Genomic DNA, 11,950 nt, shown 5'->3' on the forward strand with positions numbered 1-11,950 from the left:
TTCGCGGCGGCGCATGCTGAATAGCCCGGGGTCGTGACCGTCGCGAAGATCGCGCCTTTCGATGCGGAGATTCCGACGTCGGGATCGATGACGATCGTGGCTGCGCTCACGGGGTTGTCGATCCAACCCCCGCCCCAGTCGAAAATCGAGACGCCCCACGGGCTGCTCAGGTCGGGTATCACGACGCTGCCGCCGCTATATGGTGGCGGTTCGTTCTCCGCGGGCGGCGTTGTGGGCGCGGACGTGGTGGTCGAGGAGGCGGTGCTGGACTGGGTAGCGGCCGGTGTCGCGTTCGGGATCGTCGTCAGCGGCGGCGTTGTCTGGCCCGTCGTGTTCGAACCCGGCGAGCATTGCGCGATTCCGAAGATCAAGGTGACCAGCACTCCCAGGACACCGGCGATGCTGCCGACGACCGTCCAGAATTCCGCTCGGGTGTGTCCGAAGATGCGACGCTCGTCGTCGTCCGCTGGAGGTGTAGGCGGTGCCGTCATTGTGGTCTTCTCCCCCTACTGTTTTCGCCGTCGCCGGGTGATGTCCGTCTGATGCTGGCAGACAACCTAGCTCGAGATGATCGTTAGCGCGGAAGTACGCGTCGAGGGCTCGGCTAGCCCTGAAGAACTGTCTGGGGAGGCAGGTCGTTACGAGTCGGTACGTTTGATTCGTAGTCACATCGAGCGGGAGGGTCCATGATGGCACCGGGTGCTGGACAAGCGAAGGGATCGGTCCGGCGCACGGCAGACCCGTCCACACTGCTCGCCGATTCACTTCTGTTGCGTGCGTGCGTGTTCCACACTCCGGTGACTGAGGGCGAGTCCAGATCAGAGGTGGCCTAGATGTTTACGTGGTGGGGCGACCTAGTTTATCGACTGCGATTCGGGGTCATCGGTGTCGCGGTGGCCGGCCTGTTGGCTTTGGGCGCTTATGGATTCGGGTTGGAGGATCATCTCAGCTCCGGTGGCCTGTTCGATCCGGGATCGGAGTCGTCCCAAGCCGGGCGCCTGGCGGATGAGGCGTTCGGCCGCAACCATGACGTCGACGTAGCACTGCTCTATACCGCGCCAGAAGGCCAGACCGTCGATGATCCGGAGTTCTCCCGCAAGGTCACCGATCACCTCAACAGCCTGCCGCGCGACTATCCCGACCAGATCGCCGGGATCAACGCCGCGTATTGGCGGACCGAGACCGGCAAGGCCAGCGGCTCGGTCGCGGCGACCAAGGACCGCAAGCATGCGATCGCGTTGGTCGCCATTCGTGGTGACAGCGACACCGAGATGGTGCGCAATTACCGCAAGGTGAAAGATGTTTTCGCCATTCCCGGGGTGGATGTGCAGGTCAGCGGGGTGCAAGCGATCGCGGGCACTTTGAACGATCGGATGTCTGACGACATCCGCCGGATGGAAGTCATCGCGCTGCCCGCGGTGGGTTTGTTGCTGTTCTTCATCTTCGGTGGGGTAGTCGCCGCGGCATTGCCCTTGGCTGTCGGTGGCCTGACGATGATCGGTTCGTTGGGCATCATGCGGATCTTTACCAACTTCACCGAGGTGAACTCGTTCGTTTCCCCGGTGGTGACGATGATCGGCCTGGGTCTGGCGATCGACTACGGGCTGTTCATCGTGAGCAGGTTCCGCGAAGAGATCGCCGAAGGTTATGACACGCGCGCCGCGGTCCGTCGCTCGGTGATGACCGCGGGCCGCACCGTGGTGTTCTCCGCGACGATGATCATCGCCAGCCTCGGCGGCATGCTGCTGTTCCCGCAGGGCTTCCTCAAAACCATGGCCTACGGCGCGATCACCACGGCGGCGCTGGCCGCGCTCACCTCGATCACCGTGCTGCCCGCGCTGCTGGCCGTCCTCGGTAAACGAGTGGATGCGTTGGGGCTCAAACGGTTCCGCAAAACCAAGACCGCCCAGGAGATCGAGAACGGGTTCTGGGGCCGGACGACGGTCTGGGTAATGAAGCACCCGATAAAGATCGCTGTCTCTCTCTGTCTCGGGTTGGTCGTGCTGATCCTGCCGATGCAGCATCTGCTCTTCGGTGGACTCAGCGAGAAGTACTTGCCCCCGGGCGACGAGGTCCGCCAGGCCAAGGAACAGATCGACACCTACTTCCCGCTGCGCAGATCCGACCCGCTCGAGCTGGTTTTCGTCGCAGGCGACAGCACCGCGGTCGGGGCGGTGTGGAAACAGGCCAACCAGGCTCCCGGGCTGACCACTGCTTTCGAAGTGCCCTCGCGCGCCAGCGATCGCCCAGAGGTCTACCGAACCAAGGCGAGCGTGGTCGACATCAACGACGCGGGCAAGACGATCGACTACCTGCGGTCCCTGGAGTTGCCGGCGGGGGTGAGCATGCTGGTCGGTGGGCTGCCCGCGATGCAGAAAGACAGCATCGACGCACTGCTGGTGCGTATCCCGTTGATGGTTGTCCTGGTCCTGTTCGTCACCGCCGTGCTGATGTTCCTGACCTTCGGCTCCGTGGTCTTGCCGGTCAAGGCTGCCTTGATGAGCGCGCTCGGATTGGGTTCGACGCTAGGGATTTTGACCTGGATCTTCATCGACGGGCACGGCGCGGACCTGCTCAACTTCACCCCGCAACCGATTATGGCACCGGTATTGGTGCTGATCATCGCGATCATCTACGGCCTGTCCATCGACTACGAGGTCTTGCTGCTGTCGAGGATTGTCGAGGCACGAGCCCAAGGCGCCTCGACCACCGAGGCGGTGCGCGTCGGTACCGCGCACACCGGACGCATCATCACCGCGGCCGCGCTGATCCTGCTCGTGGTGACCGGCGCGTTCGCGTTCTCGGATCTGGTGATGATGCAGTACATGGCTTACGGCATGATCGCCGCACTGTTCATCGACGCCACCGTTCTGCGCATGCTGCTCGTGCCGGCCACGATGAAACTGCTCGGCGACGACTGCTGGTGGGCACCGGCCTGGATGACCAAGATCCAGCAGAAGATCGGCCTCGGCGAACCCATCCTCGAACACGAACATCCCGGCGGCGAGGTCGTCGACCTGGTGAAAACCACCCCCATCACCGACCCGGTCACCGAACAGCTCACCGCGGTCAGCGACGCCCGATCAACAACGAATACACCGATCTCACAAACTCCCCATACCTCACACAAGGCCCCAGGCGCCTTTGAGAGGTATCGCTGATCTGTGAATACGCCCGTATACCACCAGGTTTCACGGTGCGCCCGAAGGCAGCCGAAGCCCGAGCATCGGGGCGGAACCTAGCCGCACACCCATCGTTTAAGCCGCACATCCAGTACACGCAGTGTCCGGCTTAGACGGTGGGTGTGCGGCCTTGCGCAATGAGCCTTCGGCGATGAGGAGGCGGGGGGAGTGTCCGGGGGTGTCACCGGTTCGGTGGGAACCGCCGCGTGGTTGGTGGCGTCGAAGTTGGTATGACGGAAGAGAAGATGTCACGCCGCCGGTTGTCGGGTGCTCCTCGATGTGGGTCGCAACTCGACCGCGGTGATGGACCACAGCGGAGCCGTAGTGATGTCGACTGGCCGGAGCGTCATGACAAACGGTAAGGGTGGCGGTGCGGCGTTTTCGGTTCGCGGCAGTGCTGGGAGGCGTCGGGTGCGTGGGGACCTTCGTGGATGCCGGATTGCTGAGGATCGGCGGATGCGCGGGTACGAAGGGCCACAGCGGGTTTGCGGACTATCTGAACAACCTGGTGGCTGATTGTCTGGGTGTCGGCAATCGGGTCGCCACTCGGTTGTCTGCATCGGCTGATTTTCCTGTGCCACAACAGCTCTGGTATTTCGGGATATCGACGGATTCCGCGGCGCGCGATCTGCTGCTCGGCGAGTGGAAACGCTGGGGCTGCCGCGCCTGCGACCTGCACACGGCTCCACCGAATGGCACTCGCGCACGGTAACCCCGCAGCGACAAGGCGAATCGGCCCAATAGTGAAGCGCCAGCGTGGATCCGCGGCTGGCTCGGCGGGCAGCTTGGATCCGACATCGCGGAGCGGCTTGCCCAGCGGAGTCGGATAGTGCAGGAGTACGTGGGCAACGTAGTGCTGTCGGGACGGCGCCGCCTAGGACCGATTCGACCACTGACCATGGAAATCTTCTCGATGTAACACCCGGTCGGGGGGATTTTTCGGCGTGTCTTCCGTGGGAGCATAGGGGAGTGAGGGACCGCCGACCGCCCGGCGAAGGTTGGGCGATTAGGCGCGGTCGTGACGGAGGGCTGATCGCGGGTCGTGCGGTGTGGGCGACGGGTGCGCAATAGAGGCGGGTATCGGCCGGGTAGTGACTGCTGAAATTTCCCGAAAACCGTTCGGAGTAGGTCGAATTCGAGAATGCGGGTCGAGTCTCCTTGTTAGGATCGGCGGATGAATCGAGCGTGGCGGGTTTCCTGCGTCCACGGCGGCTTCCGCGAGTCGTACTGCTGAGGGAATCGACGCGATGATCGTTGTCAGAAGTACCGCGGAGTTACAGCGCGCGCTGGCGGAACCTCGTGCGGAGGGTAAGAGCATCGGCTATGTGCCGACGATGGGTGCCCTGCATGAAGGGCACCTTGCGCTGGTTCGCGAGGCGAAGGTGCGCGATGACGTGGTGGTGGCGTCGATCTTTGTGAATCCGTTGCAGTTCGGGCCGGATGAGGACTTCGACACCTACCCGCGGGACGAGGAGCGCGATCTGGGCCTGTGCGAGAAAGCGGAGGCGGATATCGCGTGGTTGCCGACGGCGGCGGAGTTGTTCCCGCCGAGTTTCGGGCTGACCGTAGCGGTGCCGCGGCTTTCGGCCGTGCTGTGTGGGGAGGGAAGGCCTACTCACTTCGCCGGAGTCACCACCGAGATGTCGAAGATCTTGATTCTGCTGGCGCCGACCGCGGTGTATCTCGGGGAGAAGGACTTTCAGCAGTTGGTGGTGCTGCGGGCCGTCGTCCGCGACCTCGGGTTGCCGCTCGAGGTCCGGTCGGTGCCGACGGTGCGGGAGGTGGACGGCCTGGCTCTCTCGTCCAGAAATGCCTACCTTGCCGTGGCTGAGCGGCCGATCGCGGCAGCGCTGTTCCGCATCTTGTCGGAGCTCGCCACGAAGCTGCGGGCGGAAACCGGGTCGGTCGCCACTGTGCTCGACGCGGGCCGTGCGGCGTTGACCCAGGCAGGTGTGCAGCGGATCGATTACTTGGCACTGGTCGACAGCGAGTCGCTGGACCCGGTCGCCGCAGTTACCGCGGGCAACCGGCTGGTGGCCGCCATCCGGGTCGGGAGTACCCGTCTGATCGACAACGTGGAGGTCTAGCTCCAGGGAGCTGGATGGTAAGTGCAGCGTCGGGGGGCGCGGGAGGCGACGATGGACATGATGACCGAACTGCTGGAGGCGGTCTCGGCCGACGTAGCAGCGCGCCGAATACCGGGAGCGGTCCTCGCGATCACGGACAACGGGTCGCTGATCGACTTCCAGGCCGTCGGCACCCTCGACCCGCACAGCGCGCGTCCGATGCCCGGCGACGCCATCTTCCGCGTCTACTCCATGACGAAGGTCTTCACCGCGCTGGCAACGTTGCTGATGGTGGCCGACAATCGGCTTCGACTGGCGGATCCCGTCACCAGCTGGCTGCCGTACTTCACCGACACCCGTGTCGAGGACAGCGGCGCGCTGCGACCACCGACCCGTCCGCTTCTGGTCGAGGACTTGATGCGACAGACCGCGGGCATCGGCGGCGGCTACCACACCTCGGGGAACATCAAGCCGTACTACGAGCGAGCTGAGCTGCAGAAGTACGACCACAAAGCCGAGCTGCCGACCCTCGACGACGTCGTGCGGAAAATGGCGAGGCAGCCCCTCGCCATCGATCCGGGGACCGTGTGGGAATACGGCATGGCCATGGACGTCCTCGGCCGCATCCTCGAACTAGCGGACAACCGGCCACTCGACGAGATCATCGATCAGCGGGTCTGCCACCCACTTGGCTTGCGCGACACCGGATTCAGTGTTCGGACCGCGGATCTGGATCGTGTCGCGGAACCGTTCGTCACCCCACCCGGACTGGTGACACACCGGCAGCGGCCGCCCTGGTTGTCGGCCGGATCAGGCGGCTACTCCACCGCCGTCGACTTCGCAAAGCTGTTGTGCGCGATAGCTCCCGACCCCGACGGTCAACTGGCCATCCCGGCGCTGGGCCCCATCACTCGGCAACTCTTCATCGACCAGATCGGACCGCTGGCCGGCGGCGGCCCCGACTATATTCCCGGGCCTGGCTACGGCTTCTCCTACGGCCTCCACGTACCGAGTAGCGATCCGACCTGGGCGGCGTTGGATCCGCACGCGCAGACCGTGGGGTGGCTGGGACGCGCCGCGACCAGCTTCCTCCACCACATTCCCAGCGGCGTGGGCGTAATCCTGATGACCCAGTGCTACGGGCGAGCGGTCCACTATCGAGATCAGGTTCGCTCGATAGTGGCGCGACACCAGGCCACGTCATGGATCTAGCCGATGAGCCGGTTGTCCGAGTGGCGAGCTTACGAAAGACGTACGGCTCGGTCATCGCCCTGAACGGGGTAGACCTGGCGATCGGTCGCGGCGAGATCTTCGGTCTGCTCGGCCGCAACGGCGCGGGAAAATCCACGGCTCTCGACATCATCTGCGGGCTCGTCAAGCCGACCGCGGGCCGGGTGGAGGTATTCGCCACCGACGTGCGCAGGCACGGCCGCCGCCTGCGTCGCCGCATCGGCTATGTGCCGCAAGACAATACGGTCTACCTGGCGATGACGGTATGGCAGAACCTGCACTTCGCCGCGATCGTGCGCGGGATGCCTCGCGCCATCGCGCAACGCAGGGCAGCTGAGGTGATGGAGCGCCTGGGTCTCAGCGGGATCGCGAACCGCGGCGGCGCGAACCTGTCCGGCGGTGAGCGTCGCCGGCTGACGATCGGCATGGGAATCGTGCATTCGCCGCCGCTGATGGTCCTCGATGAACCGAGCACCGGCGTCGACATCGACTCCCGCCACGCCATCCACCACCTACTCAGAGAACTACGCGGCGAAGGCTCGACGATTCTCTACACGACCCATCACCTGGACGAAGCCGAAATCCTTTGCGACCGAATCGGTGTACTCGACGCGGGTTCGATCCTGGTCACCGCCGACGTGAAAAGCTTTGTCGCGGAACATGCCAGCCCCTACTGCGAGATCGTCAGCGACGAAGCGGCGGCCGTGGCGGCGTTACTGCAGGACGCACTGCCCGAGAACGGTATTACCGTGCACGGCAGGCGAATTAGGGTGGGCACCCACAACGCGGAACTCCTCCCCACGATCGTCCGGCTACTCGATGAGAGCAACCTCCCCATCAAGGACGTGCGAGCGGTTCCGGTCTCCCTGGAAAACGCGTTCCTACAGGTGATCGGGCAGGCGCTATGACGATCACCTGGGCCTTCATCCGAAAAGAACTGGCAACCTGGCGCCAGGACCCCACCCTGTTCGTCTTCCTCTTCGCCGCCCCACTACTGATGCAGGCCCTGCTCAGCGACGCCTTCTCCGGAATCACCGGCGGCGCTGGGGCAAACCAGACCGTCCCAGGCTTCACCATCATGTTCGGCTTCTACGTGATGATGTTCATGGGTACCTCGCACTACCGCGAACACGCCTCGGGGGCATGGAGTTTGGTGAAAACCAGCGGCCTGTCCAGGGGGATGATGGCGATCCAGCTCGCGATCCCGTACTTCCTTCTCTCGTCGGCGCAGATGGCGCTGTTGATCGTCACCGGACGGGTGCTGTTCGGCGGCAGCGTCAATGGATCACTGCTCGCTCTGGTGGTGCTCATCCTGACCATCGCCTGGACCGCCATTGCCCTTGGGTTGGTGCTGATCTCGCTCACTCGCAATGTCTCGGCGATGCAAAACCTGTGCCAGCTGGTGGTACTCGGCATGGGCGCGGTGGGCGGTGCTGTCGTACCGGTGCGGCTGATGCCCGCCTGGAATCGTCCGCTTGCCCCGCTGACCCCGCAGTACTGGGCGGTGGACGGGATGAAAAGTGTGCTCTCGCAGCATGGCGGCTTTGTGAGCATCGTGCCGAACCTGCTCGTGCTCACCGGCTGGGCCAGCGTCCTATCGATCATCGCGACGTTCGCCTTCGATCCGGGAAGCCAGCGTCGCGTCGCCATTCGCTGAGGCCGGAATCGCCGCAGTGCCAACGTAATCGGAGGTGTCTCACATGGGAGAGTCAAGGGGACGGGTCATCCAGTCATGGTCGAGACAGGGGGTGGAACCGCCACCGAGAATCGTCGGCGGCGACGGATGCCGGTTCTTCGACGCCGCCGGACGGTCCTATCTCGACTTCAGCTCCCAACTCGTCAATGCCAACCTGGGACACAGCCGCACCGAGGTCCAGGAGGCGGTGCAGAAGCAGGTCGCCACCGCAGCGACGCTGGGCCGGCCGTGGGACATCGAGGTCGTCGACGAGTTGGCGGATCGACTCGCCGAGATCACGCCGGGCGACCTGAACTCATTCTTCTTCGCCTGCAGCGGAACCGAGGCGAACGAGGCCGCGATCCGGCTAGCCCGGGCATACACCGGCCGAAGCAAAATCATCGCCCGCTATCGCTCGTACCACGGCAGCACCGCAGGTGCCCTCACGCTGACCGGTGAGCCACGCCGGTGGGTCGGTGAACCCGGAATGCCGGGCGTGGTACGGATGCTCGACCCGTACACCTACCGCTGCCCGGCCGGTCATCCCACGCCATGCCCGGTCTGCTCGGGCGCGCCCCATCTCCGGGAACTGCTCCAGTACGAGGGGGCCGAGAACGTGGCCGCGGTGTTCATCGAGCCCATCACCGGCATCAACGGGGTGATCGTCCCACCCGACGGTTACCTGGAGGCGATCCGCGAGGTCTGCACCGAACACGGCATCCTGCTGATCTTCGATGAGGTGATGACCGGATTCGGCCGCACCGGAAGCTGGTTCGCCTGCGACCGCTGGGGCGTCGTCCCCGATCTGATCACCTGCGCGAAGGGCCTGACCGCCGGATATCTGCCCCTGGCGGCCGTCGCCGTGAGTGACCGGTTGTCCAGCTGGCTGCAAGACTCGGTATTCCCCTACGGATTGACCTACAGCGCCCACCCCGTCGCCTGCGCGGCGGCCGTAGCCGCGTTGGGCGTTTATCAGAAGGAACGGCTCATCGAACGCGCGGACCGTCTGGGTCCGCTGATCGAAGCAGAACTGCACCGGCTGGCCGAACGGCATCCATCCATCGGTGACATCCGAGGCATCGGGTGTTTCTGGGGCCTCGAACTGGTCATCAACCGCGAGACCAAGGAACCACTCGTCCCGTTCAATCCGGACAGCGCGGCCGCCGAGCCGATGACGAGGCTGACCGCCGAAGCCTTCCGTAAGGGCCTGTACCTGCTCACCCACTGGAACATGATCCTGGTGTGCCCGCCGCTGATCATCGACGAGGCGGAGATCCGGGAGGGCATGACCTTGCTGGACGAAACCTTGCGCATCGCCGACGAATACGTCGTCAGCAACGGATGATCCGGATGGACAACGTCTCGATCTGTGAGCTCGTCGCGAAAACAGCGACGGACCGGCCGCGGGCATGCGCGGTGAAGGTCCGCGGCTTCACCGACGCCACCAGCGACGAGATCACTTGGCGCGCACTCGTCACCAGAATGCTCGACCGGGCCGACAAATACCGGCAGAGCGGCCTACGCGCGGGAGACGTTGCCGCGGTGGCACTTCCACCGGGTATCGGCCACGTCGTGGCGACCCTGGCGCTCTGGGAGGTCGGCGCGACCGTTCTCCCGGTGGATCATCGATGGTCGGATGCGGCTAAGCGTGACATCGTCGACCGGTATCCGCGAGGCTGGGTTGTCGAAGGAAACGACCTCGACTTGATTTCCCATCATCAACGGGCGGAGCCGATTTCGGGCCTACCGGCCGACGGATTACCGAGATCGGTGTCGCTCTCCGGCGGCACGACCGGCGTTCCCAAGCTCATCATCAGAAACCGCCCGTGGGCGTACGCCGACTCGAAACCGCTCAGTAGCAAGGAAAGCGAGCGGGGGATGGCGTACGGACAGACCCAAATCGTCGGACTTCCGCTGTACCACGCGGGTTTCGGCGCGCTCTACCACGGCCTCGCCCTGGGCCATCGCATCGTCATCCCCGGCAATGCCTCGCCCAAGCTGTTCCTGGAACTGCTCAAATCCGAACGCGTAGCGGTTTTTCGGACCGTGCCGGCGCAGATGGGCACGCTTATCGAGGCGTCCGGCATGGACGGTGGCTGGTTCTCTTCGCTCAGGCTGGTCGTGCACACCGCCGCCCGGTGTCCCGAGTCGGTGAAACGTCGCTGGCTGGAATTGATCGAGCCGACCAAGGTGCACGAGGAATACGGCAGCGTGGAACGGATCGGCGTCCTCAGCATCCGCGGCGACGAATGGCTCCAGCATCCCGGCTCCGTCGGACGTCCGATGCACTGTTCGATTCGGATCCTCGACGAGTTCCAACATGAGGTCCCAGTAGGCACGACCGGTGAGCTGTTCATGACCGACGAGAATGCCGGACAGCCAACCTATCTCGGCACCGGACCGAAACTGGCGGAGGTGGCGGGCCATTTCAGTGTCGGCGACCTCGCCTGGATGGATGCCGAAGGCTACGTCACCTTGGTGGGACGCAAGGACGACGCCATCAATGTCGGCGGCGTCAAGGTCTTTCCTCGTGACATCGAGCGAGTCCTGGAACGCAACGCCGCGGTGCGCGATGTCCGTGTCCGAGCAATACCCGATCCCGCGCTGGGCGAGGTGGTGCACGCCGAGGTCAGCTTGAACGGTGGTGACACAGAGCAGGTCTCGGCCGAGCTGTGGCACAGCTGCCGAGCCGAACTGACCAGAGCCCAGACACCCAGGGCGATCGAGATCGTCGACGACGTGCACCGGACCCCTTCCGGCAAGCTGCGGCGAAAGGACTGATCGTGCGGGAACGACTATGGGCCGTCGTCGACCGGGTATGCGGTACCGGCTATACCGAGCCCACCGCGAACTTCTACGAACTCGGCGGCGACTCGCTCCTCGCCGGCGAGCTGATGTCGGCTCTGCGAGCCGAATTCGGCACCGAGCTGCCGATGAACCTCCTCTTCGAGGCACCCGACATGGGCACTTTCGTCAAAGACGCGGTAGCGCTCGTCGATTCGTCAACTCAGCGCGGCGGATCGTAGCGGCCGTCGATGGCCGTCCATCCGCCGTCGACATACAACATCGTCCCGGTGACGAAGCTGGACGCATCAGCGGCCAAAAATGCGACGGCCCCGGCGATTTCGCTGGGCTGAGCCCACCGGCCGAGCGCACTCTTCGACGCGTACGCCTCCTGCCACTCCGGCACCGCGAAGATCGGATCGGTCAGCGGAGTCCGCACCACCCCGGGCGCGACCGCGTTCACCCGAACGCCTGCCGGACCGAACTCCGCGGCAGCCCCGCGAATCAGTTGGAGCAGCGCCGCTTTCGTCGCCGCGTAAACCGCCTGCCCGGGTTCCACGGTGATCGCCCGGATCGATGACATGCCGATGATCGAACCGCCCCCGCGCGCGACCATTCCCCGACCGAACGCACGAAGAATGTGGAAGGCGCCGCGAAGATTCAGATCGACGACGGTGTCGAATTCCGCCACCGTGTAGTCGAGCAGACGCTTGCGGACATTGCGTCCGGTGGTGAACACCAGAACATCCAGCTCCGGCGATGCGGCAGCCGCCGCCTCGACGGCGTCCGCATCCCGCACATCCAACTGGATGGCAGTGGCAAGACCGCCCAGCTTCGCGGTCTCCTCGGCCCGCTCGAGGTCGATATCGGCGCACACCACCTCCGCGCCGAGCGCGCCGAGCGCGAGCGCCGATTCGCGTCCGATGCCGCTACCGGCGCCGATCACGAGGGCGCGTTTCCCATCGAGCCGAAAGAGTGTCTGATAGTCGGGAGAAGCGGGTTCCGCAGTCATC

General features: G+C 64.6%; 11 protein-coding genes. 10 read left to right on the top strand and 1 reads right to left on the bottom strand.

The features are described from left to right. Positions 1-33 precede the first annotated feature (33 nt). The 10 genes from ACIBCN_RS43330 to ACIBCN_RS43375 all read left to right on the top strand — a co-directional run bounded on the left by ACIBCN_RS43330 (position 34) and on the right by ACIBCN_RS43375 (position 11,179). Entirely contained in the window at positions 34-543 is a 510-nt protein-coding gene (locus tag ACIBCN_RS43330) for a hypothetical protein (RefSeq protein WP_396998562.1), read from the top strand. A 290-nt stretch (positions 544-833) separates the two neighbouring features. Continuing rightward, entirely contained in the window at positions 834-3,161 is a 2,328-nt protein-coding gene (locus tag ACIBCN_RS43335) for an MMPL family transporter (RefSeq protein ID WP_396998564.1), read from the top strand. Between the two features lie 436 nt (positions 3,162-3,597). Next, positions 3,598-3,894 (top strand): hypothetical protein, encoded by a 297-nt coding sequence (locus ACIBCN_RS43340; RefSeq protein ID WP_396998565.1) that lies wholly within the window; start codon positions 3,598-3,600, stop codon positions 3,892-3,894. Positions 3,895-4,429: 535 nt separating this feature from the next. Continuing rightward, positions 4,430-5,269 (top strand): pantoate--beta-alanine ligase, encoded by an 840-nt coding sequence (gene panC / locus ACIBCN_RS43345; RefSeq protein WP_396998567.1) that lies wholly within the window; start codon positions 4,430-4,432, stop codon positions 5,267-5,269. Positions 5,270-5,320: 51 nt separating this feature from the next. Continuing rightward, entirely contained in the window at positions 5,321-6,460 is a 1,140-nt protein-coding gene (locus tag ACIBCN_RS43350; protein ID WP_396998569.1) for a serine hydrolase domain-containing protein, read from the top strand. Positions 6,461-6,480: 20 nt separating this feature from the next. After that, positions 6,481-7,386, top strand: coding sequence for an ABC transporter ATP-binding protein (locus ACIBCN_RS43355; protein ID WP_396998570.1), 906 nt, complete (start codon positions 6,481-6,483; stop codon positions 7,384-7,386). Further along, positions 7,383-8,135 carry an ABC transporter permease gene (locus ACIBCN_RS43360; RefSeq protein ID WP_396998571.1) on the top strand — a complete coding sequence of 251 codons (753 nt, stop codon included), beginning with the start codon at positions 7,383-7,385 and terminating at the stop codon, positions 8,133-8,135. Before ACIBCN_RS43355 ends, ACIBCN_RS43360 begins: the two co-directional genes overlap by 4 nt. A 43-nt stretch (positions 8,136-8,178) precedes the next feature. Then, positions 8,179-9,498 (top strand): aminotransferase class III-fold pyridoxal phosphate-dependent enzyme, encoded by a 1,320-nt coding sequence (locus ACIBCN_RS43365; RefSeq protein ID WP_396998573.1) that lies wholly within the window; start codon positions 8,179-8,181, stop codon positions 9,496-9,498. Between the two features lie 5 nt (positions 9,499-9,503). Beyond that, complete coding sequence (locus ACIBCN_RS43370; protein WP_396998575.1) at positions 9,504-10,934, top strand: class I adenylate-forming enzyme family protein; 1,431 nt, start codon at positions 9,504-9,506, stop codon at positions 10,932-10,934. Positions 10,935-10,936: 2 nt separating this feature from the next. After that, positions 10,937-11,179: an acyl carrier protein gene (locus tag ACIBCN_RS43375; protein ID WP_396998576.1), complete on the top strand. Its 243-nt coding sequence runs from the start codon at positions 10,937-10,939 to the stop codon at positions 11,177-11,179. Here the strand turns inward: ACIBCN_RS43375 and ACIBCN_RS43380 are convergent. Next, positions 11,161-11,949 carry an SDR family NAD(P)-dependent oxidoreductase gene (locus ACIBCN_RS43380; RefSeq protein WP_396998578.1) on the bottom strand — a complete coding sequence of 263 codons (789 nt, stop codon included), beginning with the start codon at positions 11,947-11,949 and terminating at the stop codon, positions 11,161-11,163. The two genes, ACIBCN_RS43375 and ACIBCN_RS43380, sit on opposite strands and share 19 nt — an antisense overlap. Between the last annotated feature and the right edge of the window lies 1 nt (position 11,950).

Origin of the sequence: Nocardia sp. NPDC051052, assembly GCF_044456045.1 — a bacterium.
Classification (GTDB): Bacteria; Actinomycetota; Actinomycetes; order Mycobacteriales; family Mycobacteriaceae; genus Nocardia.

Coding starts and splice junctions, on each gene's coding strand:
- ACIBCN_RS43335 (WP_396998564.1), top strand. CDS start 834: ATGTTTACGTGGTGGGGCGACCTAGTTTATCGACTGCGATTCGGGGTC.
- panC (WP_396998567.1), top strand. CDS start 4,430: ATGATCGTTGTCAGAAGTACCGCGGAGTTACAGCGCGCGCTGGCGGAA.
- ACIBCN_RS43350 (WP_396998569.1), top strand. CDS start 5,321: ATGGACATGATGACCGAACTGCTGGAGGCGGTCTCGGCCGACGTAGCA.
- ACIBCN_RS43360 (WP_396998571.1), top strand. CDS start 7,383: ATGACGATCACCTGGGCCTTCATCCGAAAAGAACTGGCAACCTGGCGC.
- ACIBCN_RS43365 (WP_396998573.1), top strand. CDS start 8,179: ATGGGAGAGTCAAGGGGACGGGTCATCCAGTCATGGTCGAGACAGGGG.
- ACIBCN_RS43370 (WP_396998575.1), top strand. CDS start 9,504: ATGGACAACGTCTCGATCTGTGAGCTCGTCGCGAAAACAGCGACGGAC.
- ACIBCN_RS43380 (WP_396998578.1), bottom strand. CDS start 11,949: ATGACTGCGGAACCCGCTTCTCCCGACTATCAGACACTCTTTCGGCTC.